Annotated in this window: 21 protein-coding genes and 1 pseudogene; 10 read left to right on the top strand and 12 right to left on the bottom strand. The window is 71.3% G+C overall.

Annotation, left to right across the window (positions count from 1 at the left end):
• Positions 1–139 precede the first annotated feature (139 nt).
• The 3 genes from chpE to ACFZBP_RS29925 form a co-directional block, all read right to left on the bottom strand.
• Positions 140–385 carry a chaplin ChpE gene (gene chpE, locus ACFZBP_RS29935; protein ID WP_062725682.1) on the bottom strand — a complete coding sequence of 82 codons (246 nt, stop codon included), beginning with the start codon at positions 383–385 and terminating at the stop codon, positions 140–142.
• 168 nt (positions 386–553) lie between these two features.
• On the bottom strand, positions 554–1,195 hold the full coding sequence (locus tag ACFZBP_RS29930) for a response regulator transcription factor (protein WP_030053710.1): 642 nt from the start codon (positions 1,193–1,195) through the stop codon (positions 554–556).
• Positions 1,188–2,333 carry a GAF domain-containing sensor histidine kinase gene (locus ACFZBP_RS29925; protein WP_383445623.1) on the bottom strand — a complete coding sequence of 382 codons (1,146 nt, stop codon included), beginning with the start codon at positions 2,331–2,333 and terminating at the stop codon, positions 1,188–1,190. Before ACFZBP_RS29925 ends, ACFZBP_RS29930 begins: the two co-directional genes overlap by 8 nt.
• Before the next feature lie 240 nt (positions 2,334–2,573).
• On the opposite strand from ACFZBP_RS29925, the gene ACFZBP_RS29920 reads away from it, so the two are divergent.
• The 4 genes and pseudogenes from ACFZBP_RS29920 (at position 2,574) to ACFZBP_RS29905 (ending at position 5,959) form a co-directional block, all read left to right on the top strand.
• A complete protein-coding gene (locus ACFZBP_RS29920; RefSeq protein ID WP_391417583.1) occupies positions 2,574–3,272 on the top strand; it encodes an SDR family NAD(P)-dependent oxidoreductase in 699 nt (232 codons plus the stop codon).
• Positions 3,269–3,496 (top strand): annotated as a pseudogene (locus ACFZBP_RS29915) (S-adenosylmethionine:tRNA ribosyltransferase-isomerase); the annotation flags it as partial. The gene ACFZBP_RS29920 and the pseudogene ACFZBP_RS29915, both read left to right, overlap by 4 nt.
• Before the next feature lie 330 nt (positions 3,497–3,826).
• On the top strand, positions 3,827–4,882 hold the full coding sequence (locus tag ACFZBP_RS29910; RefSeq protein WP_391417620.1) for an S-adenosylmethionine:tRNA ribosyltransferase-isomerase: 1,056 nt from the start codon (positions 3,827–3,829) through the stop codon (positions 4,880–4,882).
• A gap of 300 nt (positions 4,883–5,182) precedes the next feature.
• A complete protein-coding gene (locus tag ACFZBP_RS29905; RefSeq protein WP_391417580.1) occupies positions 5,183–5,959 on the top strand; it encodes a transglycosylase SLT domain-containing protein in 777 nt (258 codons plus the stop codon).
• Positions 5,960–6,048: 89 nt separating this feature from the next.
• On the opposite strand, the gene ACFZBP_RS29900 is transcribed toward ACFZBP_RS29905, so the two are convergent.
• Positions 6,049–8,616 carry an FHA domain-containing protein gene (locus ACFZBP_RS29900; RefSeq protein WP_391417578.1) on the bottom strand — a complete coding sequence of 856 codons (2,568 nt, stop codon included), beginning with the start codon at positions 8,614–8,616 and terminating at the stop codon, positions 6,049–6,051.
• Positions 8,617–8,858: 242 nt separating this feature from the next.
• Here ACFZBP_RS29900 and ACFZBP_RS29895 point away from each other — a divergent pair, with 242 nt between their 5' ends.
• A complete protein-coding gene (locus ACFZBP_RS29895) occupies positions 8,859–10,808 on the top strand; it encodes a streptophobe family protein (RefSeq protein ID WP_391417577.1) in 1,950 nt (649 codons plus the stop codon).
• A gap of 250 nt (positions 10,809–11,058) precedes the next feature.
• Complete coding sequence (gene serB, locus ACFZBP_RS29890) at positions 11,059–12,267, top strand: phosphoserine phosphatase SerB (protein WP_391417575.1); 1,209 nt, start codon at positions 11,059–11,061, stop codon at positions 12,265–12,267.
• Between the two features lie 121 nt (positions 12,268–12,388).
• On the opposite strand, the gene ACFZBP_RS29885 is transcribed toward serB, so the two are convergent.
• From ACFZBP_RS29885 to ACFZBP_RS29870, 4 genes are all read right to left on the bottom strand, one after another.
• Positions 12,389–12,907: a SixA phosphatase family protein gene (locus ACFZBP_RS29885; RefSeq protein ID WP_383445606.1), complete on the bottom strand. Its 519-nt coding sequence runs from the start codon at positions 12,905–12,907 to the stop codon at positions 12,389–12,391.
• Positions 12,908–12,972: 65 nt separating this feature from the next.
• On the bottom strand, positions 12,973–13,179 hold the full coding sequence (locus tag ACFZBP_RS29880; protein WP_383445603.1) for a hypothetical protein: 207 nt from the start codon (positions 13,177–13,179) through the stop codon (positions 12,973–12,975).
• Between the two features lie 215 nt (positions 13,180–13,394).
• On the bottom strand, positions 13,395–13,511 hold the full coding sequence (locus tag ACFZBP_RS29875; RefSeq protein WP_107083970.1) for an SGM_5486 family transporter-associated protein: 117 nt from the start codon (positions 13,509–13,511) through the stop codon (positions 13,395–13,397).
• 49 nt (positions 13,512–13,560) lie between these two features.
• The gene (locus ACFZBP_RS29870) at positions 13,561–14,916 is read right to left on the bottom strand and encodes a CynX/NimT family MFS transporter (protein ID WP_391417571.1); all 1,356 of its coding nucleotides are present in this window, start codon (positions 14,914–14,916) and stop codon (positions 13,561–13,563) included.
• Between the two features lie 70 nt (positions 14,917–14,986).
• On the opposite strand from ACFZBP_RS29870, the gene ACFZBP_RS29865 reads away from it, so the two are divergent.
• Entirely contained in the window at positions 14,987–15,679 is a 693-nt protein-coding gene (locus tag ACFZBP_RS29865) for an FCD domain-containing protein (RefSeq protein WP_391417569.1), read from the top strand.
• Here the strand turns inward: ACFZBP_RS29865 and ACFZBP_RS29860 are convergent.
• The 3 genes from ACFZBP_RS29860 to fabG all read right to left on the bottom strand — a co-directional run bounded on the left by ACFZBP_RS29860 (position 15,657) and on the right by fabG (position 17,651).
• Positions 15,657–16,007 (bottom strand): hypothetical protein, encoded by a 351-nt coding sequence (locus ACFZBP_RS29860; protein WP_391417567.1) that lies wholly within the window; start codon positions 16,005–16,007, stop codon positions 15,657–15,659. The two genes, ACFZBP_RS29865 and ACFZBP_RS29860, sit on opposite strands and share 23 nt — an antisense overlap.
• Before the next feature lie 163 nt (positions 16,008–16,170).
• Positions 16,171–16,941, bottom strand: coding sequence for an enoyl-ACP reductase FabI (fabI, locus tag ACFZBP_RS29855; protein ID WP_391417565.1), 771 nt, complete (start codon positions 16,939–16,941; stop codon positions 16,171–16,173).
• A gap of 5 nt (positions 16,942–16,946) precedes the next feature.
• Entirely contained in the window at positions 16,947–17,651 is a 705-nt protein-coding gene (fabG, locus tag ACFZBP_RS29850) for a 3-oxoacyl-[acyl-carrier-protein] reductase (RefSeq protein ID WP_062725711.1), read from the bottom strand.
• Between the two features lie 240 nt (positions 17,652–17,891).
• On the opposite strand from fabG, the gene ACFZBP_RS29845 reads away from it, so the two are divergent.
• The 3 genes from ACFZBP_RS29845 to tyrS all read left to right on the top strand — a co-directional run bounded on the left by ACFZBP_RS29845 (position 17,892) and on the right by tyrS (position 22,141).
• On the top strand, positions 17,892–19,415 hold the full coding sequence (locus tag ACFZBP_RS29845) for a TldD/PmbA family protein (protein ID WP_383445588.1): 1,524 nt from the start codon (positions 17,892–17,894) through the stop codon (positions 19,413–19,415).
• Positions 19,412–20,806, top strand: a complete 1,395-nt coding sequence (locus ACFZBP_RS29840; RefSeq protein ID WP_391417562.1) for a metallopeptidase TldD-related protein — start codon at positions 19,412–19,414, stop codon at positions 20,804–20,806. The genes ACFZBP_RS29845 and ACFZBP_RS29840 overlap by 4 nt, the downstream gene beginning before the upstream one ends.
• Before the next feature lie 66 nt (positions 20,807–20,872).
• Positions 20,873–22,141, top strand: coding sequence for a tyrosine--tRNA ligase (gene tyrS, locus ACFZBP_RS29835; protein ID WP_383445582.1), 1,269 nt, complete (start codon positions 20,873–20,875; stop codon positions 22,139–22,141).
• Between the two features lie 142 nt (positions 22,142–22,283).
• Here tyrS and ACFZBP_RS29830 read toward each other — a convergent pair whose 3' ends face one another.
• Positions 22,284–22,565: a GlsB/YeaQ/YmgE family stress response membrane protein gene (locus ACFZBP_RS29830; RefSeq protein ID WP_383445579.1), complete on the bottom strand. Its 282-nt coding sequence runs from the start codon at positions 22,563–22,565 to the stop codon at positions 22,284–22,286.
• Positions 22,566–22,793 lie beyond the last annotated feature (228 nt).

Below are 22,793 nucleotides of genomic sequence, written 5' to 3'. Positions count from 1 at the left end.
CACCGAAACGGCCGGAGCCGCCGTCCAGAGAGACCAGCGCGAACGCCGAACAGGCCTGATCCGCGCAAGGGCTGGAATACAGACCGGCCTCCCGGGGTGGGCCGGGAGGCCGGAGGTCACTGCTTGCTTCGGGGTGGCGTCAGCGGTTGACGGCCAGGTTGTCGAAGGCCGGGTTCAGGATGCCCACGACGTTCACGGTGTTGCCCGAGACGTTGGCCGGGATGTGGATCGGGGCCTGGACGAGGTTGCCCGAGGCGACGCCCGGGGATCCCACGGCCTTGCCGTCGGCGTGGGCGCCGTCGGTGGCGGAGGCCATTCCGGCACCGGCGGCCATGAGGCCACCCGCCACCATCGTCACAGCCACGGCCTTCTTCAGGTTCTTCACTTTCAAGCCCTCCTTGCGATTGCCGCGGCAGTCGCCGCAGCACGCACTGAAGAACGGCGGAGATCCACGAAGGATGCGCCATCCGGGGGACATTCCCACGACGGTATGAATCTCAGTCCGGAGTGGAACCCTCCGTATTGCCGTCCGTCATGCCCTGCGGAGAGCGTTTCAGCCGGTCACGCCATGGCGTACGGCCCACAGGGCGGCCTGGGTGCGGTCCGCGAGGTCGAGTTTCATCAGGATGTTCGAGACGTGGGTCTTGACGGTCTTCTCGGACAGGACCAGGGCTCGGGCTATCTCGCGGTTCGAGCGGCCGTCCGCGATCAGGCCGAGCACCTCGCGTTCGCGCTCCGTCAGGGAGCCGGCCCTGCCCTGCCCGGAGTTGGCCTCCTCCTGGGACAACAGGGCGCCGGCGACCTCGGGTTGGAGCAGGATGTGGCCGGCGTGGACGGAGCGGATGGCTCCGGCGAGGGCGTCGGGGTCCACATCCTTGTAGACGTAGCCGGCGGCGCCCGCGCGCAGGGCCGGGATCACCGTGCGCTGTTCGGTGAAGCTGGTGACGATCAGCACGCGCGCGGGGTTGTCGAGTTCGCGGAGCTTGCGCAGGGCGTCGACGCCATCCATGCCCGGCATCTTGACGTCCATCAGCACGACGTCCGGCTTGAGTTCCTCGGCGCGGGCCACTCCCTCGGCGCCGTCGGCTGCCTCGCCCACGACCTCGATGTCGTCCTGCACTTCGAGGAAGGTGCGCAGGCCCCGGCGGACGACCTGGTGGTCGTCGACGAGCAGCACCTTGATTGCGTCACCCACCGGGGACCTCCATCTCGATCGTGGTGCCCTTGCCGGGCGCCGATTCCACGGCGAGCGTGCCGCCGACCCCGCTCGACCGGTCCCGCATGGAGACCAGGCCCAGGTGGCGTCCGGCTCGGCGTATCGCCTTCGGGTCGAAGCCGCTGCCGTCGTCCGTGACCCGGAGGACCGCTCCGCTGCCGCGCCGGTCCAGGGTCACCTCGACGTGCTCGGCCCCGGAGTGCCGCAGGGCGTTGTGCAGGGCCTCCTGGGCGACGCGCAGTACGGCCTCCTCCTGGGCGGCGGGCAGGGCCTTGACGCCGCGGCCGGCGAAGGTGACGCGCGCGGTGTGGGCGCGGTCGAGGACGTGGATCTGGGTGCGCAGGGTGGCTACGAGGCCGTCCTCGTCGAGGGCCGCTGGGCGCAACTCGACGACCGCGGCGCGCAGTTCGTCGGCGGCTTCGGCGGCGAGCGCGGCCACCTGGTGCAGTTCGCCCTTGGCGCGGGCCGGGTCGCGGTCGATCAGGGCGGCGGCCGCCTGGGCCGTCAGGCGCAGGGAGAACAGCTTCTGGCTGACCGCGTCGTGCAGTTCGTGGGCCAGCCTCGAGCGTTCCTCGGCGATGGTCAGTTCGCGGCTGCGTTCGTAGAGGCGGGCGTTGGTGAGGGCGATGGCGGCGTGCTGGGCGAGGATGGAGAGGAGTTCCTCGTCCTCTGCCGTGAAGCCGCAGCTGCCCTCCGGCTTGGGGCAGGTCTTGTTGGCCAGGAACAGGGCGCCGATGACCTCGTCGCCGTCGCGGATCGGCAGGCCGAGGAAGTCGGACATGTCGGGGTGGGCCGACGGCCAGCCCTCGAAGCGGGGGTCCTTGCGGACGTCTGCGAGGCGCTCGACCTTGGCCTCCTGGAGCATCGCCGCGAGGATGCCGTGCTGGCGCGGGAGCGGGCCGATGGCCTTCCACTGGTCGTCGCTGACTCCGTCGACCACGAACTGGGCGAAGCCGCCGTGGTCGTCCGGGACGCCGAGCGCCGCGTACTGCGCGTCGAGCAGCTCGCGGGCCGAGGCGACGATCGTCTTGAGGACGTCGCGCACCTCGAGGTGCCTGCTCATGGCCAGCAGCGCGGAGCTCACCGCGGCGAGGCCGGACCTGGGGCCTTGACTCATGCCCTCACGGTACCGGCGGGGTGTGACAGCCGGATCGGACCTGTGGCGGCGACCGGCTGCGCCGCGGGACCTAGGCCTGCGGTCGCAGGTTCGGCGGCGTAGGGCGAAAGGCCCCCGGTGGGCGGCGTAGGACCAAGGGCCCCACGGCTTTGCGGCCGGCGTCCGAGGCGGGGCGGGCGGGCCCGTTCCTAGGTTGAGGGCACCGCCGCTCGGGCGGCCGGAGACGAGGGGACGGTTGTCATGCCGGTAGCGATCATCACAGGGGCGTCCAAGGGGCTGGGCCGGGCGCTTGCCGAGGCGCTGGCCGCGCGGGGCTGGGATCTGGTGCTCGACGCCAGGACGGCGGAGGCCCTCCAGGAGGCGGCGGCCGGGCTTCGTGCGTACGGCACGCGCGTGACGGCCGTTCCGGGGGACGTAACGGACGCCGGGCACCGGTCCGAGCTGGTGACGGCGGCCTGGCGGCTGGGCGGTGCCGACCTGCTGGTGAGCAACGCCAGCGCGTTGGGCGCCGAGCCGCTCGTACGGCTGGACGTCCTGCCCCTGGAGGGGCTGCGGCGGGCGCTGGAGGTGAACGTGGTGGCCGCGCTGGCCCTGGTACAGGAGGCGCTGCCGCTGTTGCGGGCGTCCGAGGCGGGCGCGGTGATCACGGTCAGCTCGGACGCGGCGGCCGAGGCGTACGAGACGTGGGGCGGGTACGGGGCGTCGAAGGCCGCCCTGGACCATCTCGCGGCGGTGCTCGGCGAGGAGGAGCCGGGGCTGCGGGTGTGGGCGGTGGATCCCGGGGACATGGCCACGGACCTGTATGCGGCGGCCGTACCGGACGACGACGATCCGCGGCCGGCGCCGTCCGGTGTGGTGCCGGCGTTCCTGCGGCTGCTGGACCAGCGTCCGGCGAGCGGCCGCTATGAGGCGCCGGCTCTGCTGGAGGGGCGGCGGTGACGCTCGCGGTGCGGGTGCCGGAGGAGCTGTCGGCTCGGGTTCCCGCCGAGCAGCGGGGGCCGGGGCTGGGCCGGGACGCCGTACGGCTGCTGGTGTCGCGGGGCACCGAGGTGTCGCACCACGCGTTCCGGGAGCTGCCGCGGCTGTTGCGGGCCGGGGATCTGCTGGTGGTCAACACGTCGCAGACGCTGGCCGCCGCCGTGGACGGGTGGGTCGGGCAAGCGCGCGTGGTCGTGCACTTCTCCACGCGCGGGGACGACGGGCGGTGGGCGGTCGAGCTGCGGGATCCCGACGGGCGGGGCACCACGCGCGCGCGTGCGGGCGGGGCCGCGGGGACTGAGGTGCGGCTGCCGGGCGGGGTCGGGCTGCTGCTGGAGGAGCCCCTGAGCTCGGGGAGCGGGCGGCTTTGGTGGGCGAGGGCCTGGAGTGATGGTCGGGCGTGGGGCGCGGGAGCGGGGGGCGTGCGGGGCCCGGGGGCGAGTGGCGCGCAGGACGCGGGACAAGGTGGCGCGCAGGACGCGGGACAGGGTGGGGCTCGCGCGGGAGCTGAGGGGGTGGGCGGAGCAGGCCCCGGCGGGCGGCAGGGAGCTGGTCCGGAGGGGATTCAAAGGGTCCGTTCCGAGGGAAAGGGTGGGGCTCGCGCGGGAGCTGAGGGGGTGGGCGGAGCAGGTCCCGGGGGGCGGCAGGGAGCTGGTTCGGAGGGGATTCAAAGGGTCCGCTCCGAGGGAAGCCGGGTCGCGGCTACCGACGCGGCCGGGGAAGCAGGCTTCGAGAGAGGCCGAGCCACGCAGATGGAGGGACGAGAGGGAGCCGGTCCCGGGCGCTCGCGGGCCGCAGGCGGCGACGGGCCAGGGGGCGCAGGCCCCCGGGGAGCCCGCGCCGCAGCCCCGGTCACGGACACCCCCGAAGCACGGGGCGCGCGAACCGACGAAACCCCAGCCGTGGCAGACGACGGCACGGGGATTCTCCGGTTGATGCGGGAGTACGGGCGGCCGATTCGGTACTCCTATACCGAGCGGGACCAGCCGCTCTCCGTGTATCAGACCGTGTTCGCGCTGCCGTCGGGCGATGGGGCGGGGAGTGCGGAGATGCCCAGTGCGGCGCGGCCCTTCACGGTGGAGATGGTGACGGAGCTGGTGAGTCGGGGGGTGCAGTTCGCGCCGGTGACGTTGCACACCGGGGTGGCGTCGGCGGAGGCGCATGAGCCGCCGTATCCGGAGCGGTTCGCGGTGACGGAGAGCTCGGCGCGGCTGATCAACGCGGTGCGGGCCGGGGGTGGCCGGGTGGTGGCGGTCGGGACGACGGCCGTGCGGGCGGTGGAGTCGGCGGTGGGCGCCGACGGGGTCGTACGCGCGCGTGCGGGGTGGACGGACCTCGTCGTCACGCCGGAGCGCGGGGTGCGCGCGGTGGACGGGCTGCTGACCGGGCTGCACGAGCCGGAGGCCTCGCATCTGCTGATGCTGGAGGCGGTCGCCGGGCGGGCCGCGATCGACCGCGGTTACGAGGCGGCGCTGCACGGGCTCTACCTGTGGCACGAGTTCGGCGACGTGCATCTCGTCCTCCCGGGGGAGGACCCTCACGCAGAGCATTGCGCCAGCAACTGCCAGTGAGACTGTTACGCGACCGATGTGAGCCCGCGCATAGGGCGCAGGTCACGTACGAAAGTCCGTAGTAGGTAGTGACGTCCCTTTTGAGCGGCACAGACGGTCCTGTCTGTCCCGATTTGCCCTTCGTGCGTCCACTACCGGGGATCGTACGTCACACCTTTGCCACGCAATTTTGCGGCCGCTAAGAATTGCTCTCGTCGCTCAGCGCCGCGGGTTCTCACCGCGGCGTTTGTGCAGGAAGCACCCGTGTCCCCCGACGGACAGCGAGCGACCTCCGCGCTATTTCGAAGAGGTCCCACTGCCATGCTCAAGAACGCCAAGAACCGACTCAGTCGTACGCTGACCAACCGGCACAAGATCGCGATTGCCGGTGTCGGCACGCTCGGTGCCGCCGCTCTGGCGCTGTCCGCCGTACCGGGCAACGCCCAGACGACGACGGCCGAAGCCCCCACCGGCAAGGTCGCGTACAGCAATGAGCAGATCAAGGACGTCAAGGGCAGCGTCACCGACCAGCTCGCTTCCGCCAGTGTGAAGGCCGAGGACATCGCGGCCAAGAAGGCCGAGCAGGAGGCCGCGGCCAAGAAGAAGGCGGCCGCCGAGGCCGCCGCCAAGAAGAAGGCCGCGGACGCCGCCGCGAAGAAGAAGGCCGCCGCCGCTGCCGCCGCCAAGAAGAAGGCCGAGGCGGAGCGCAAGGCGAAGGAGGCCGCGAGCCGGTCCGCCAAGCGCGTCCAGGTCAAGCCGGTCGCCGCGAAGACCTACGCCAACAACCTCGACGGCTGGATCCGCGAGGCCCTGGACATCATGAAGAAGCACAAGATCCCGGGCACCTACGACGGCCTCCACCGCAACATCATGCGGGAGTCCTCGGGCAACCCGAACGCGATCAACAACTGGGACATCAACGCCCAGAACGGCGTGCCGTCGATCGGTCTGCTGCAGGTCATCAAGCCGACCTTCGACGCCTACCACGTCCCGGGCACGGCCTTCAGCCAGTACGACCCGGTCGCCAACCTGACCGCCGCCGCCAACTACGCGGCCGACCGGTACGGCTCGATCGACAACGTGAACAGCGCGTACTGAGCGAGGTAGCGCGGGCCTTGCGATCCGTACGCCGAAGGGCGGCACCCTCCTGACGGGGTGCCGCCCTTCGGGCGTCGTACGGGACGCGACTACTTGCGCATGACCTCGGGCTCGTGGCGGCGCAGGAAGCGGGCCACGAAGAAGCCGCAGATCACACCGAGGACGATCAGGGCGATCATGTCCATGGACCAGGCACCGACCGTGTGCTCCCACAGCGGGTCGTTGCTGTCGCCCTTGGCGGGCGGGCTGATCTGGTTGAAGTCGAGCGTGGCACCCGCGGCGGCGACCGCCCAGCGCGACGGCATCAGGTACGAGAGCTCGTTGACGCCGATGGAGCCGGCCAGCGGGAACAGGCAGCCGGTGAAGACGACCTGGACGATCGCGAACATGACCAGCAGCGGCATGGTCTTCTCGGCGGTCTTCACCAGGGCCGAGATGATCAGGCCGAACATCATCGCGGTGAAGCCCAGCGCCATGATCGGAATGCACAGCTCCAGCAGGATCTGGCTGCCGAGGACCAGGCCCTGGTCCGGGATGGTGCGGCTGGAGAAGCCGATGACGCCGACCATCAGGCCCTGCAGCACGGTGATGAGGCCGAGCACGAACACCTTGGACATCAGGTACGCGGACCGGGACAGGCCGGTCGCGCGCTCCCGCTCGTAGATGACCCGTTCCTTGATCAGCTCACGGACGGAGTTGGCGGCGCCGGCGAAGCAGGCGCCCACCGCGAGGATCAGCAGGACGGTGAGGGCCGTGCCGTTGGCGACGGGCTTGCCGGTGTTCGGGTTGATCTCCGTGTTGACCAGGAGGTCCTTGCCGGAGTCGATGAGCAGGCTCACCGAGCCGAGGACGAGCGGCAGGATGATCGACAGGGCCAGGAAGCCCTTGTCGGAGGCGATCACCGAGACATAGCGGCGTACCAGCGTGCCGAACTGGGACAGCCAGCCCTGCGGCTTCGGCGGCTTCATCGCCTGCATGGGCGGCATCTGTACGGACTGCGGCGCGATCGCGTCGATGTCCGCGGCGTACATCTGGTAGTGCTGCGAGCCCTTCCAGCGTCCCGCCCAGTCGTAGTCGCGGTAGTTCTCGAAGGCGGAGAAGACGTCGGCCCAGGTGTCGTAGCCGAAGAAGTTCAGGGCCTCCTCGGGCGGGCCGAAGTAGGCGACCGCACCGCCCGGCGCCATGACGAGGAGCTTGTCGCAGATCGCCAGCTCGGCCACGGAGTGCGTGACGACGAGGACCGTGCGGCCGTCGTCGGCGAGGCCGCGCAGCAGCTGCATGACGTCGCGGTCCATGCCCGGGTCGAGGCCCGAGGTGGGCTCGTCCAGGAAGATCAGCGACGGCTTGGTGAGGAGCTCCAGGGCCACCGAGACGCGCTTGCGCTGGCCGCCGGAGAGGGAGGTGACCTTCTTCTCCTTGTGGATGTCCAGTTTGAGTTCGCGCAGCACCTCGTCGATGCGCTGCTCGCGCTCGCGGGCCGTGGTGTCGGCCGGGAAGCGGAGCTTGGCCGCGTACTTGAGGGCCTTCTTGACGGTCAGCTCCTTGTGCAGGATGTCGTCCTGCGGGACCAGACCGATGCGCTGGCGGAGCTCGGCGAACTGCTTGTACAGGTTCCGGTTGTCGTAGAGGACGTCGCCCTGGTTGGCGGGGCGGTAGCCGGTGAGTGCCTTGAGCAGGGTCGACTTGCCCGAGCCGGACGGGCCGATGACCGCGATGAGCGACTTCTCCGGGACGCCGAAGGAGACGTCCTTGAGGATCTGCTTGCCGCCGTCGACCGTGACGGTCAGGTGGCGGGCCGAGAAGGAGACCTCACCGGTGTCGACGAACTCCTCGAGCCGGTCGCCGACGATCCGGAACGTCGAGTGACCGACACCGACGATGTCCGCCGGGCCCAGCAGCTGCGAGCCGCCCTTGGCGATCGGCTGGCCGTTGACGTAGGTGCCGTTGTGGGAACCGAGGTCGCGGATCTCCATGCGGCCGTCGGGCGTCGAGTGGAACTCGGCGTGGTGCCGGGAGACCTGGAGATCGGAGACGACCAGTTCGTTCTCCAGGGCACGGCCGATGCGCATGACGCGGCCGACGGAGAACTGGTGGAACGTGGTCGGGCTGCGGTCGCCGTAGACCGGCGGCGCCCCCGCGCCACCGCCGGGGCCCTGCTGGTGCGGCACCTTCGCCGCGGACTGCGGCTGGTGCTGCGGCGTCGCCTGCTGCTGCCAGCCGGCCTGCTGCGGCGGGGCCTGCTGCTGCGGGATCTGCTGGGGCGGTGCCTGCTGGGCGGGGGCCTGTGGCGCCCAGCCGGGGTTCGCGCCCTGTGCGGCGTACGGCTGCTGCTGCGGCTGGGCCTGCGGCGAGGCGACGGAGGCCGCGGTGCCGGAGAGGTTCAGGCGCGGTCCGTCGGTCGCGTTGCCCAGGTGCACGGCCGAGCCGGGGCCGATCTCCAGGTGGTGGATCCGCTGGCCCTGCACGAACGTGCCGTTGGTGCTGCCGTGGTCCTCGATGACCCAACTGCGGCCGCTCCAGCTGATCGTGGCGTGCCGCCAGGACACCCTGGCGTCATCGAGCACGATGTCACCCTGCGGATCGCGTCCGAGGGTGTAGGGCCTGGACGCGTCGAGCGTCCAGGTCCGTCCATTCAATTCCAGTACGAGTTCCGGCACTCCATGCCCCACTGAGTAGTCCCCCGAGTTACCCCCAACACAGGGAGTCTAGGGATGTCGAACATCGTCGGGAACTATTTCAGGCTCCGCCCCCTGACCGAAAGTCGGGCCTTGTGAGGAGCACGCCTACGCGCTTCGACTGGTTCCGTTGACGGGGTTGAAATCAGTCCGGAGAGTGGTAATCCACGCGAGGGGGACATGCGCGGCGAACAGTCGCCGCGCCGCGGATCGGGGGGTCTGCCATGAGCGCGTCCACGAACGTCGAGACCACGGGGCACGGCACGCGGTTGCCGTGGGGGGACATCCTGTTGTCCGCGATCGCCTGCGTGAGCTGGGCGTTGATCGGGATGGCGGGCACGGCGGCACTCGGACTGCACTTACTGGAGGCCGACAGCTCGGCCTCTCTCGGACCCATGACCGCGGCGGTGGTGGCCCTTGGGGCGGGTGGTTCTGTCACGCCGTCCGGCGATGTGTCCGCTTTCGGGCTGACGGGCGCGGAGGCGGCGACCGCCGTCGAGATCACGCCACTGGGCGTCAGCCTGGTCGGCGCGGTCCTCCTGTCGTGGTTCTTCCTACGGTCCCTGCGGGGCGCGGGAGTTGTGATCGCGCCGTCCGAACTTCTCGCGCGCGGGGGCGCGGTGGTCGCGCTGTTCGTGGCGATGCTGGGGGGACTGGCCTGGGCGGGCCACGACGTCATCACGATCGACGGGAGCTCGTTGGGGCTCGACGACCTGCCAGGCGGGGGCGGCGGCGGGGGCGGGATCGAGATCCCCGGAGTGGGTGACGTCGGGGACATCGGCGGGCTGCTGCCCGACCAGATCGGCGACCTCGTCGACGCGAAGGCGGCGGTCGGTTTCACCGTGGACACAGCGCCGACGCTGCTCGGCGGCCTCGGCTGGTGCGCCGGCATCCTGCTGATCGCCCTGCTGGCCTCGCGCCGCACGCCGCTGCCGCGCGGCTGGGAGGCCGTCCACCGTGTCGTACGGCCCGCCGCGTCCGCCCTCGTCACGGTGGTGCTGGTGGCGGTCGCGGCCGGTCTCGCGGCGGCGGCGTACGCGGCGATCGGCGATGCCCACCCCAGGCGGATCGCGGGCGCCGCCCTCCTCGGCGCCCCGAACGGCGTGTGGCTCGGCATCCCGCTCGGCCTGTTCGTGCCGTTCGACGGCAGGGCGACGGGGCCGCTGACGGCTCTGCTGCCGGATCCCCTGGACGACCTGCTCGACAGCGGCGCCGACCAGTCCGTGACGCTGGGCAGGCTGGCCGAGCTGGACGGGCGGGTGTGGCTGCTGGGGGTAGCGGCTGCGGTGATGATGCTGCTCGCGGGGGTGCTGACGGCGGTGCGGACACCGGTGGGGGGCCCGGGGGATCCCGGGAGTGCACGGGATCCGGGGACCCTCCGTTTCGCCGGGCGCTGCGCGCTGCGGCTCGGGGTCGCCACGGCGTTGACGCTGCCGTTGCTGGTGTGGCTGACGGCGTTGTCCGTGGACGCCTCGCTCTCGGTGCTGGGCTTCGACGCGTTCGGCGCCGGGGTGGAGCTGCGGGGGAACCTCGGTATGGCGCTGGTTCTCGGGGCGGCGTGGGGCGCGGGGGCGGGGGCCGTGGGGGCGCTGCTGGCCCGGGTGAGTGGGGCTGCGGGGCGGCGGGCGGCACCGTTGGCTGTGGGAGTGGGGGTGGGGCTGAGGGTGGACCCGGGGGTGGCCCCGGGGGTTGGTGTGGGGGCCACGGGGTCTACGGGTCCTGCTGGGCCTACGGCCGAGGGTGCCGGGGGTTCGCCCTATGCCGGGCGGTCCGGGCCGTACGATCCCGGCGCCCCGTACCGGCCTCCGAACCCGGCGACGAACCCGTATCTGCGTGTGCCGGACCAGTTGCGCGAACCGGAGGACGCGCGGCCGCCGGGGGCTGTCCCGGCGGAGGGTGCGGGGCTGCCCGGAGCGGCCCCGGCGCAGGGTGCGCGGTCGCCCGAGGACGTGCCCGCGCGTGACGGTGGCGACGACATGTACGGTGCGCCCACGGTCGTCCGGCCGATCGGGCCGCTTCCAAGGTCGCCGCGGCCTCCTCGGGGACGGGGACGTGGGAAACGGCCGTCGCCCGGAGCGGACGACGGGCCTCCGCCTCCATCCCCGCCCCCTCCACCTCCACCCCCGCCTCCGCCGACTCCCCCGCCGCCGAGGAATCCGAAGGGGCGTTCCTGATCCACCAGCGGCGCTCCTGGGTGTCACTCACAAGTGCGTCTGGGGTGGCCGGGCCCCCTGGGCCCCCTGGGCCCCCTGGGCCCCCTGGGCCCCCTGGGCCGCCTGGGCCGCCTGGGCCGCCTCAACGTCACCGAGGCAGTCGTGGCCGTGCCGTAAGGCTCACGCCACCCGACCGACACCCACTGTTCCGTGTCCGCCAGACGGACCTCAGGGGCGGCGGGCACGGGGTGCCGGATACGGTGGAAGCACCATGAGCGCTTCGCAGACCTCCGACATCCCCACCCTTCTCGTCAAGATCTTCGGGAAGGACAGGCCGGGCATCACGGCCGGACTCTTCGACACGCTGGCCGCCTACTCGGTCGACGTGGTCGACATCGAGCAGGTCGTCACCCGTGGCCGCATCACGCTGTGCGCTCTCGTGACGCAGCCTCCGGCCGGGATGGAGGGGGACCTCCGGGCGACCGTCCACAGCTGGGCCGAGTCGATGAAGATGCAGGCGGAGATCATCTCCGGCCTGGGCGACAACCGGCCGCGCGGCCTCGGACGCTCCCTGGTGACGGTGCTCGGGCACCCCCTGACCGCGGAGGCCACAGCCGCCATCGCCGCCAGGATCACGAAGTCCGGCGCCAACATCGACCGTATCTTCCGCCTCGCCAAGTACCCCGTGACGGCGGTGGAGTTCGCGGTGTCCGGGGTGGAGACCGAGCCGCTGCGCACCGCCCTGGTCACCGACGCGGCGGCACTGGGTGTCGACATCGCGGTCGTCGCCGCCGGGCTGCACCGGCGCGCCCAGCGTCTGGTCGTCATGGACGTGGACTCCACCCTCATCCAGGACGAGGTGATCGAGCTCTTCGCGGCGCACGCCGGCTGTGAGGACCAGGTGGCCGAGGTGACGGCGGCCGCGATGCGCGGGGAGCTGGACTTCGAGCAGTCGCTGCACGCGCGCGTGGCACTGCTGGAGGGACTGGACGCCTCGGTGGTGGAGAAGGTGCGCAGCGAGGTGCGGCTGACGCCGGGCGCGCGCACACTGATCCGCACGTTGAAGCGCCTCGGGTATCAAGTGGGTGTCGTGTCCGGTGGATTCACGCAGGTCACCGATGACCTCCAGGAGCGGCTCGGGCTCGACTTCGCGCAGGCGAACACGCTGGAGATCGTCGACGGCAAGCTGACCGGCCGGGTCACCGGCGAGATCGTGGACCGGGCGGGCAAAGCGCGGCTGCTGCGCCGGTTCGCGGCCGAGGCAGGGGTTCCGCTGGCCCAGACGGTGGCGATCGGTGACGGGGCCAACGACCTGGACATGCTGAACGCGGCCGGCCTGGGGGTCGCCTTCAACGCGAAGCCGGTGGTGCGGGAGGCGGCGCACACGGCGGTGAACGTGCCGTTCCTGGACACGGTCCTGTATCTGCTGGGCGTCACCCGCGAAGAGGTCGAGACGGCGGACAGTCACGACGACGTCTGACGGCCGCCGCGGCAGGTGCGGCAGGTGCGGCAGGTGCGGCAGGTGGGCCGACAGCATCCCAGGGCCTACGTGCGAAGGGGCCCGGCACCGTGACGGTGCCGGGCCCCTTCGCGTGGGTCGGTCACTCGGAGGGGGCCCAGTAGTCGAGCAGCGTGGCCACGCCGGGCTCCAGGGCCTTCCAGCTGCCGCTGAAGGAGAGGACCGCGAAGGCGGCGGCCGGGAAGCCGCGGCGGCTCATACGCTCGCGTGCGTCGCTCTCGGTGGCGCCGGAGAGGATCTCGGCGAGGCCCTGCACGCCCGGGTTGTGGCCGATCAGCAGGACGTTCTGCGCGTCGTCGGGTGTCTCGTTGAGCAGGGCGATCAGCTCGCCGGGCGAGGCTTCGTAGACCCGCTCCTCGTAGATGGTTTTCGGCCGGTGCGGGAACTCGTGGACGGCGAGCTTCCAGGTCTCCCTGGTCCGGGTCGCGGTCGAGCACAGGGCCAGATCGAAGGGGACGTCGGTGTCGACCAGCCTGCGGCCGGCCTCTGCCGCGTCCTTTCGGCCCCGGTCGGCGAGCGGCCGCTCGTGGTCGTTCACCTGTGGCCAGTCGGCTTTCGCATGCCGGAAGAGGACAATCCTGCGGGGTTCTGCGACGCTCATGAGATCCAGCTTCGCATGAAACACGCCACGGGGCGCAGGGAGTTGACGGGCGGCTTCCGCGGTGCTCAGCGCGTGATCCACTGCCGTATGTGCTCGAAGAGCTGCGTGATCGCGGGCTCGGCGGTCGCGGCGTGCGCGTCGGAGGGGTTGAGGATCAGCGTCAGGAGCGTGACGAACGCTAGCGTCGGCAGGGCGAGGGCCCACCAGGGCAGCCGGATGTCGGCACGGCCCGTGGACGCCGGGTGGGGCGGGGTGTGGGTGCGGGCCGACATGTCGCCTCCGTGGTCTTCGAGTGTCCGTGTCCGCCTCTCGCGGTCACACTTCGAAGCTACGGACTTCCCGGCCGTCAACCCATCCGGTGATCCACCCAGTTGACCCTGACACTCGCCCCCTAGGGGATGGTGGTGCTAGCCCCACCACAGGCTTGACCATCCTGCCGGGGGGCGGGCGGCGACGGGCCACGCGTCAGGGGGTCGTTCACCCCGTCTCAGGGCGCCGCGATCGTCGCCACGATGGCGATGATCACGAAGATGGCGAAGAAGGCACCGAAGACGAGCAGCATCTTCTTCTGGCCGTTCTGGGGGTTCGGGTCGAGCACTGGCATGCGGCAAGTCTCGCACCCGCGGTCCGCGGCGGGTGCGCCGGGGTGACGCTCAGCGGGCCGCCTCGTCCTCCACGGTGCGGTCGCGTCCCGCCAGGACGCCCACCGCCATCTGCGGGATCATCAGGCCGGCCATGAGGGCGATCGGCAGCCCCCAGCCGCCGCTGTGCTGGTAGAGCACGCCCACCAGCAGCGGCCCGGGGATGGAGATCAGGTAGCCGGTGCTCTGCGCGAAGCCCGACAGCTGGGCCACGCCCGCGCTGGTCCTGGCCCGCATGCCGACCATGGTGAGGGCCAGCGGGAACGAGCAGTTGGAGACGCCGAGCAGCAGGGCCCAGGCCCAGGAGCCGGTGACCGGCGCGAGGTACAGGCCGGCGTAGCCCACGAGGCCGCAGACGCCCAGCGCGAGCACGATCGGGCCCTGGTGGGGCAGTCGGGTGGCGAGGCGCGGGATGACGAAGGCCAGCGGTACGCCCATGACCATGGTGACGGCGAGCAGCAGCCCCGCCGTGCCGGCGTGCACGCCCGCGTCGCGGAAGATCTGCGCCATCCAGCCCATGGTGATGTAGGCGCCGGTGGCCTGGAGGCCGAAGTAGACGGCGAGGGCCCAGGCGGTGCGGCTCCGGGTGATCCGCAGCGTGGGCGCCTGCACGCGCGCGTGCTTCTCCTGGGCGGAGACGACGGGCGCCGCTCCCCCGCCCCGGCCGTGGTCCCCGTCCCGGCGCCGCTCCCCGTCGGAGTGGCGGTCCCGCACGAGGGGGATCCACGGCAGTACGGCCAACGCCGCGAGGCCCGCCCACACCGCGAGCCCGGTCTGCCAACTGCCGCCCAGCGCCTCGGTCATGGGCACCGTGACGGCCGCCGCGGACGCCGTGCCGAGGGCGAGGGCCATCGAGTACAGACCGGTCATGGAACCGACCCGGTCGGGGAACCAGCGCTTGACGATGACCGGCATCAGGACGTTGCTGAGCGCGATGCCCATGAGGGCGAGGGCGCTGGCGGCCAGGAAGCCGGCCGTGCTGCCGACGTACGGGCGCAGGAGCAGCCCGGCGGTGATGGCGGCCATGCCGGCGCAGACCACGGCGCCGGGGCCGAAGCGGCGGGCGAGCCGGGGGGCCGTGACGCCGAAGAGGGCGAAGCAGAGCGGAGGCACGGAGGTGAGCAGTCCGGCCACGCTGCCGCTCATGCCGAGCCCGTCGCGGACCTCTTCTAGGAGGGCGCCGAGGCTGGTGATGGCGGGGCGGAGGTTCAACGCGGTCAGCACGATGCCGAGCACCACGAGCCGCGTCGTCCACGCGCGCGTGGCGGGCCGTGCGGAGGTGGGAGCCTCGGCGCCGCGGGTCTGGGCCGTACGTATTCGCGTGGACGTCGCCGTCCGGTGTTCCTCGCGTGCCATGAGGCCCATCATAGAATCATAGGATGATTGGTTGTCCACCTCCGGGTCGCCCAGTGCCCGTCCTCCCGTGCGAAGGTGTGCCATGCCTTTGAGCCACCCCCGTCGTTCGGCGCTGTCCGAGCAGGTCATCGCGGCGTTGCGGAACCAGATCACCTCGGGCGAATGGCCGGTCGGCGCCCGCATCCCGACCGAGCCCGAGCTGGTCGAGCAGCTCGGCGTGGCCCGCAACACGGTCCGCGAGGCCGTCCGCGCGCTCGCTCACAACGGCCTGCTGGACATCCGCCAGGGCTCCGGCACCTACGTGGTGGCCACCAGCGAGCTGGCCGGCGTCATGCACCGCCGCTTCGCCGACGCCGACCCCCGGCACATCGCGGAGCTGCGCTCCACGCTGGAGTCGGCCGCCGCGAAGCTGGCCGCCGAGCGACGCTCGGAGAAGGACCTCAAGCAGCTGGACGCCCTGCTGGTGCGGCGCGAGGAAGCCTGGGAGTCGGGTGACGCGGAGGCGTTCGTGGCGGCCGACGCCACCTTCCATCTGGCGGTGGTGGCGGCCTCCCACAACGACGTGATGACCGCGATGTACGCCGACCTGGGCGAGGTGCTGCGGGACTGGCTGCGCGAGGACGTCGGCCAGGAGCTGACGCCGGAGACGCACATGGACCACGCGCGGCTGGTCGACGCGATCCGCGCGGGTGACGCGGAGGCCGCCGCGGCGGAGGCGGCGAGCTATCCGTTCCTGTGCCGTCCGGGGCGCTTCAGCTCTCCTGCCGGTGGCTGACCCACACCGAGGCGACCTCTTTCCAGCAGCGCCCGGTCAGCCGTACGGTCTGCGCCGGCTCGGCGTCCACCGAGGAGCCGTCGCTGTCGAGGTCCCACCAGCGGGCGCACTCGACATGCAGGCTCACGCTGTCGGTCTCCGGATAGGGGTTGTGGCAGTACGCGGTCACCTGGGAGCCGGTGACGCGTATGCGGCAGGCGGCGCCGAACGGGTCGTCGGGCTCCGCTTCCGCGGTGTGCACGCGCGCGTGGGCTATCGCGTCGTACGACAGGGGCAGTACGAGAGCGACGGCGACGGTCGTTGAGGCCAGGCGGCGGGAGAAGCGCACAAGGGGACCTCCTCGGCCGTGGTGGGGAGGGGCTCGCGAAGTGAACGCGTACTCCAGAGTGCGCGGTTGTGGGCCCGGCCCGCCCGGCCGGATAGGCCGAACGGGTGACGCCCCGCTCCCCGCGCACGGGCGGGAAACGGGGCGTCGGACGGCGTACGGGAGATCAGGCGCCGATGGCGTGCAGGCCGCCGTCCACGTGGACGATCTCGCCGGTGGTCTTCGGGAACCAGTCCGACAGCAGGGCGACGACGCCCTTGCCCGCCGGCTCCGGGTCCTCCAGCTTCCACTCCAGCGGGGAGCGGCTGTCCCAGACGGACGCCAGCTCGGCGAAGCCGGGGATGGACTTGGCGGCCATGGAGCCGATCGGACCCGCCGAGATCAGGTTGCAGCGGATCTCGTGCTTGCCGAGGTCACGCGCCATGTAGCGGTTCGTGGCCTCCAGCGCGGCCTTGGCGGGGCCCATCCAGTCGTACTGCGGCCAGGCGAACTGCGCGTCGAAGGTGAGGCCGACGACGGAGCCGCCCTCGGTCATCAGCGGCAGCAGCGCCATGGTCAGCGACTTCAGGGAGAAGGCGGAGACGTGCATGGCGGTGGCCACGGACTCGAACGGCGTGTTCAGGAAGTTCCCGCCGAGCGCGTCCTGCGGCGCGAAGCCGATGGAGTGCACGATGCCGTCGAGCCGGTCGCCCAGGTGCTCTCGGACCTGGCTCTCCAGACGGGCGAGGTGCTCGTCGTTGGAGACGTCGAGCTCCAGGACCTTGGCCGGCTTGGGCAGCTTCTTGGCGATGCGCTCGGTCAGCGTGGGCCGGGGCCAGGCGGTGAGGATGATCTCCGCGCCCTGCTCCTGGGCCAGCTTGGCGGTGTGGAAGGCGATGGAGGACTCCATCAGCACACCGGTGATCAGGATGCGCTTGCCCTCGAGAATTCCGCTCATGGTGATCAGTGACCCATTCCCAGTCCGCCGTCAACGGGGATGACGGCTCCAGTGATGTACGAGGCGTCGTCCGAGGCGAGGAAGCGCACGGCGGCGGCGACCTCCTCGGGCTGCGCGTACCGGCCGAGCGGGACCTGCGACACGATGTTCGCGCGCTGCTCGTCGGTGAGCACCTTGGTCATGTCGGTGTCGACGAAGCCGGGCGCCACGACGTTGAAGGTGAGGTTGCGCGAGCCCAGCTCACGGGCGAGGGAGCGCGCGAAGCCGACCAGGGCGGCCTTGGAGGCGGCGTAGTTGGCCTGGCCGGGACCGCCGTACAGACCGACGACCGAGGAGATGAGGACCACGCGGCCCTTCTTGGCGCGCAGCATGCCGCGGTTGGCGCGCTTGACGACGCGGAAGGTGCCGGTGAGGTTGGTGTCGATGACCGAGGTGAAGTCCTCCTCGGACATGCGCATCAGGAGCTGGTCCTTGGTGATGCCGGCGTTGGCGACGAGCACCTCGACGGGCCCGTGCGCGTCCTCGATCTCCTTGTAGGCCTGCTCCACCTGCTCGGTGTCGGTGATGTCGCACTTGACGGCAAGGAAGCCCGCCGGCGGCTCACCCGAGCGGTATGTGATGGCGACCTTGTCGCCGGCGTCGGCGAAAGCGCGGGCGATGGCGAGGCCGATGCCCCGGTTGCCTCCGGTGACGAGAACCGAGCGGCTCAACGGATCACCCTTTCGATAGGGGTCTGACACATCCGCCCGAACAGCTGGATGACAGGCGGCTTCCCCGAAAACCTATCGGGCCGGTCCGGTGCGGGGACATTCGGGCACCGACAGTGGCGTACCGGTGTCGCTGTCGGGTCCCTACAGAAAGATGCCGGCTCCAGCCGGAAACGTGTGGTCCGTGGCCCCGCCCGCGCGACATGATCGGTGCCGACAGGCCACGACAGCAGGGAGACCTCCGTGCCTCATACGATCGACGAAGCCTTCACGGCGCTTCCGCTACGCGCCCTGGCCGACGCCGCCCTGGCACGCGCGCGTGCGCTCGGTGCCGAGCACGCGGACTTCCGGTTCGAGCGGGTGCGCAGCGCGTCCTGGCGGCTGCGGGACGCCAAGCTCGCCGGGTCGTCGGACACCACCGACCTCGGGTACGCGGTGCGGGTGGTGCACGGCGGGACCTGGGGGTTCGCGTCCGGGGTGGACCTGACGCTGGACGCCGCGGCCAAGGTGGCCTCGCAGGCGGTGGCGATGGCGAAGCTGTCGGCGCAGGTGATCAAGGCGGCCGGGTCGGACGAGCGGGTGGAGCTCGCCGACGAGCCGGTGCATGCCGACAAGACCTGGATCTCGTCGTACGAGATCGATCCGTTCTCCGTGCCCGACGAGGAGAAGTCGGCGCTGCTCGCGGACTGGAGCGCGCGGCTGCTGGCGGCGGACGGCGTCAACCACGTGGACGCCTCGCTGCTGACGGTCCACGAGAACAAGTTCTACGCCGACACCGCGGGGACCGTGACCACCCAGCAGCGCGTCCGGCTGCACCCGCAGCTGACGGCCGTGTCGGTCGACGAGTCCAGCGGCGAGTTCGACTCCATGCGCACCATCGCGCCGCCGGTCGGACGCGGCTGGGAGTACCTGACGGGGACCGGCTGGGACTGGGAGGGCGAGCTGGAGCAGATCCCCGCCCTGCTCGCCGAGAAGATGCGGGCGCCGAGTGTTCAGGCGGGGCCGTACGACCTCGTCGTCGACCCGTCCAACCTGTGGCTGACCATCCACGAGTCCATCGGGCACGCCACCGAACTGGACCGCGCCCTCGGCTACGAGGCCGCCTACGCCGGCACCTCCTTCGCCACCTTCGACCAGCTCGGCAAGCTCCGGTACGGCTCCGACCTGATGAACGTCACCGGTGACCGCACCGCCGAGCACGGCCTCGCGACCATCGGCTACGACGACGAGGGCGTCGCCGGCCAGTCCTGGGACCTGGTCAAGGACGGCACGCTCGTCGGCTACCAGCTGGACCGGCGGATCGCGAAGCTGACCGGGTTCGAGCGCTCCAACGGGTGCGCGTTCGCCGACTCCCCCGGCCATGTGCCGGTGCAGCGCATGGCCAACGTCTCGTTGCAGCCGGATCCGGCCGGGATGTCGACCGAGGACCTGATCGGGAGCGTGGACCGCGGGATCTACGTCGTCGGCGACCGGTCCTGGTCGATCGACATGCAGCGCTACAACTTCCAGTTCACCGGACAGCGGTTCTTCAAGATCGAGAACGGGCGGATCACCGGTCAGCTGCGGGACGTGGCCTACCAGGCGACGACCACGGACTTCTGGGGGTCGATGGCGGCCGTCGGCGGTCCCCAGACCTATGTGCTCGGCGGCGCCTTCAACTGCGGCAAGGCCCAGCCGGGGCAGGTCGCGGCGGTCTCGCACGGCTGCCCCTCGGCCCTCTTCAAGGGCGTCAACATCCTCAACACCACGCAGGAGGCCGGTCGATGAGCACCCGCACCAACAAGCCGCACGAGATCGTCGAGCGGGCCCTGGAGCTGTCCCGCGCGGACGGGTGTGTCGTCATCGCCGACGAGCAGTCGACCGCCAATCTGCGCTGGGCCGGGAACGCGCTGACCACGAACGGCGTCACGCGCGGGCGGACGCTCACCGTCGTCGCGACCGTCGACGGCAAGGAGGGCACGGCCTCCGGGGTCGTGTCGCGGTCCGCGGTGACCGCCGACGAGCTGGAGCCGCTGGTGCGGGCCGCCGAGGCCGCCGCGCGCGCTGCCGGGCCCGCCGAGGACGCGCAGCCGCTGGTGGCGGACGCACCGGCGTCACCGGACTTCACGGACACCCCGGCCGAGACGTCGTCCAACGTGTTCGCCGACTTCGCCCCGGCGCTCGGTGAGGCGTTCGCCCGCGCGCGTGCGGGCGGTCGGGAGCTGTACGGCTTCGCCAACCACGAGCTGGTGTCGACGTACGTCGGCACGTCCACGGGGCTGCGGCTGCGGCACGACCAGCCCAACGGGACGCTGGAGCTGAACGCCAAGTCCCCGGACCGCACCCGCTCGGCGTGGGCGGGGCGCTCCACACGGGACTTCAAGGACGTGGACCCGACGGCGCTAGACGCGGAGCTGGCCGTACGCCTCGGCTGGGCCGAGCGGCGCCTGGAGCTGCCGGCGGGCCGCTACGAGACGCTGCTGCCGCCGACCGCCGTGGCGGACCTGCTGATCTACCAGATGTGGTCGGCGTCGGGGCGGGACGCGGTCGAGGGCCGCACGGTGTTCTCCAAGCCGGGCGGCAGGACGCGCGTCGGGGAGAAGCTGAGCGAACTGCCGCTGACCCTGCGCAGCGACCCGAACGAGCCGGGTCTGGAGTCCGCGCCCTTCGTGATCGCGCACTCCTCCGGCGGGGACCAGTCGGTGTTCGACAACGGGCTGCCGATCGCCGCCACCGAGTGGATGCGCGACGGCGAGCTCAAGCACCTCACGACCACCCGTCACAGTGCCGGCCTGACCGGTCTGCCGGTCGCGCCCGGGGCCGACAACCTGATCCTGGACGGCGGCGAGGACCGCTCGCTGGCGGAGATGGTCGCGAACACCGAGCGGGGGCTGCTGCTGACCTGCCTCTGGTACATCCGCGAGGTCGACCCGGCGACGCTGCTGCTCACCGGCCTGACCCGGGACGGTGTCTACCTCGTCGAGAACGGCGAGGTGACCGGCGAGGTCAACAACTTCCGGTTCAACGAGTCGCCGGTGGGGCTGCTGGGGCGGGCGACGGAGGCGGGGCGCACGGAGAAGACCCTGCCCCGGGAGTGGAGCGACTGGTTCACCAGGGCGGCGATGCCGGCGCTGCGCGTCCCCGATTTCAACATGAGCTCTGTCAGTCAGGGCGTATAACCTCGTAGGCGTTTGCAGTCGGCTGTCATCCGACTGGCCGAAGATCATCGAGGAGACACGAGAACCGTGACGGACATCGTCGACGAGCTGAAGTGGCGCGGCGTGATCGCCCTGTCCACTGACGAGGACGCATTGCGCAAGGCTCTCGCGGACGGTCCCGTCACGTTCTATTGCGGTTTCGACCCGACCGCGGCGAGCCTGCACGTCGGCCACCTGGTCCAGGTCCTGACCATGCGCCGCCTCCAGCAGGCGGGCCTGCGCCCGCTGGCGCTGGTGGGCGGTGCCACGGGCCAGATCGGCGACCCGCGCCCGACGGCGGAGCGCACGCTGAACGACCCGGAGACGGTCGCGAACTGGGTGAACCGCCTGCGCGCGCAGATCGAGCCGTTCCTGTCCTTCGAGGGCGACAACGCCGCGGTGATGGTGAACAACCTGGACTGGACGGCCGGCATGTCGGCCATCGAGTTCCTGCGCGACATCGGCAAGCACTTCCGTGTCAACAAGATGCTCACGAAGGACTCGGTGGCCCGTCGGCTCCAGTCCGAGGAGGGCATCAGCTACACGGAGTTCAGCTACCAGCTGCTCCAGGGCATGGACTTCCTGGAGCTGTACCGGCGGCACGGCTGCACGCTCCAGCAGGGCGGCAGCGACCAGTGGGGCAACCTCACGGCGGGTCTGGACCTGATCCACCGGCTGGAGCCGCACGCCCATGTGCACGCGCTGGCGACGCCGCTGATGACCAAGGCGGACGGCACCAAGTTCGGCAAGACCGAGGGCGGTGCCATCTGGCTCGACGCGGAGATGACGACGCCGTACGCGTTCTACCAGTTCTGGCTGAACGCGGACGACCGGGACATCTCGACGTACATGCGGATCCTGTCCTTCAGGTCCCGCGCGGAGCTCGAGGAGCTGGAGAAGCAGACGGAGGAGCGGCCGCAGGCTCGGGCCGCGCAGCGGGCGCTGGCCGAGGAGCTGACGACGCTGGTGCACGGGGCCGACCAGACGGCCGCCGTGATCGCCGCGTCGAAGGCTCTGTTCGGGCAGGGCGAGCTGGCGGAGCTGGACGACCGGACGCTGACGGCGGCCCTGTCCGAGGTGCCGCACATCCAGGTCGGGCAGCTCGGCCCGGTCGTCGATCTCCTCGCCGAGGTCGGGCTGGTGGCCAGCAAGTCGGCTGCGCGGCGGACCGTGAAGGAGGGCGGGGCCTACGTGAACAACGTGAAGGTCGCGGCCGAGGACGCGGTGCCCGCGAAGGAGGACCTGCTGCACGGGCGGTGGCTGGTGCTGCGGCGAGGGAAGAAGAACCTGGCGGCCGTGGAGGTCACGGGAGCGTAGCGCTCCGCGGGGGCGCCGTTTCGAATTGCGCCACAGGGGTGCGGTGATCTGCGGTTGTGGCTGGTCGCGTCCACGCGACCAGCCACACATTTGAAGCAGCCCCGCGCCCCTTTGCGGCGCGTCCCCCACGGCGTTGCCCGCCTCACCGTTGTTGCTGTTTCCGCCTGCCCAGCGTCGACATGTACAGCATGTCCCCCGCGTACACGATGATCACCGCGGCGACGATCTGGAAGACGTGCCGGCTCCAGTCGATGCCCCTGGTCTCGTCGACACCGAATCCGCGGGCGACGGCGTTGCCGACGATGGCGCCGAGCATGCCGAAGATGGTGGTCAGCCAGAGAGGGCTGTGCTGTTTGCCCGGGATGAGGGCCTTCGCGATCAGGCCCAGCACGAATCCGACGATGATCGCCCACAACCAGCCCATGGCTGCCTCCTCGCACGGCTCGGGGTGAGCAGTACGCCCAGTGTTGGTCCGAGCGGGGTACGTCGCATGTCGGGTGCGGCCGTACGCGTTACGGCTCACGGCGTTCCCCCAGGTGGCAGGGGCCCCGGTCTCGTAGGCGGCGGAGGCGAGGCGTACCGTGGAAGGTGTCCCGGCCAGGGTCCCCGACCGGGGGCGGACGGGTGCGGGCAGGGGGAGAGTCCGATGCGG

It is taken from the genome of Streptomyces sp. NPDC008086 (genome assembly GCF_042957325.1).
In the GTDB taxonomy this organism is placed as follows: Bacteria; Actinomycetota; Actinomycetes; order Streptomycetales; family Streptomycetaceae; genus Streptomyces.
This window is presented reverse-complemented; position numbering and strand designations above follow the sequence as displayed.

Excerpts from the sequence above, each read along its gene's own strand:
- ACFZBP_RS29920 (WP_391417583.1), top strand. The coding sequence starts at position 2,574 with ATGCCGGTAGCGATCATCACAGGGGCGTCCAAGGGGCTGGGCCGGGCG.
- ACFZBP_RS29840 (WP_391417562.1), top strand. The coding sequence starts at position 19,412 with ATGAGCACCCGCACCAACAAGCCGCACGAGATCGTCGAGCGGGCCCTG.
- ACFZBP_RS29880 (WP_383445603.1), bottom strand. The coding sequence starts at position 13,179 with ATGTCGGCCCGCACCCACACCCCGCCCCACCCGGCGTCCACGGGCCGT.
- ACFZBP_RS29905 (WP_391417580.1), top strand. The coding sequence starts at position 5,183 with ATGCTCAAGAACGCCAAGAACCGACTCAGTCGTACGCTGACCAACCGG.
- ACFZBP_RS29885 (WP_383445606.1), bottom strand. The coding sequence starts at position 12,907 with ATGAGCGTCGCAGAACCCCGCAGGATTGTCCTCTTCCGGCATGCGAAA.
- ACFZBP_RS29830 (WP_383445579.1), bottom strand. The coding sequence starts at position 22,565 with ATGGGCTGGTTGTGGGCGATCATCGTCGGATTCGTGCTGGGCCTGATC.
- fabI (WP_391417565.1), bottom strand. The coding sequence starts at position 16,941 with ATGAGCGGAATTCTCGAGGGCAAGCGCATCCTGATCACCGGTGTGCTG.
- ACFZBP_RS29895 (WP_391417577.1), top strand. The coding sequence starts at position 8,859 with ATGAGCGCGTCCACGAACGTCGAGACCACGGGGCACGGCACGCGGTTG.
- ACFZBP_RS29865 (WP_391417569.1), top strand. The coding sequence starts at position 14,987 with ATGCCTTTGAGCCACCCCCGTCGTTCGGCGCTGTCCGAGCAGGTCATC.
- ACFZBP_RS29875 (WP_107083970.1), bottom strand. The coding sequence starts at position 13,511 with ATGCCAGTGCTCGACCCGAACCCCCAGAACGGCCAGAAGAAGATGCTG.
- serB (WP_391417575.1), top strand. The coding sequence starts at position 11,059 with ATGAGCGCTTCGCAGACCTCCGACATCCCCACCCTTCTCGTCAAGATC.
- ACFZBP_RS29925 (WP_383445623.1), bottom strand. The coding sequence starts at position 2,333 with ATGAGTCAAGGCCCCAGGTCCGGCCTCGCCGCGGTGAGCTCCGCGCTG.
- ACFZBP_RS29870 (WP_391417571.1), bottom strand. The coding sequence starts at position 14,916 with ATGATGGGCCTCATGGCACGCGAGGAACACCGGACGGCGACGTCCACG.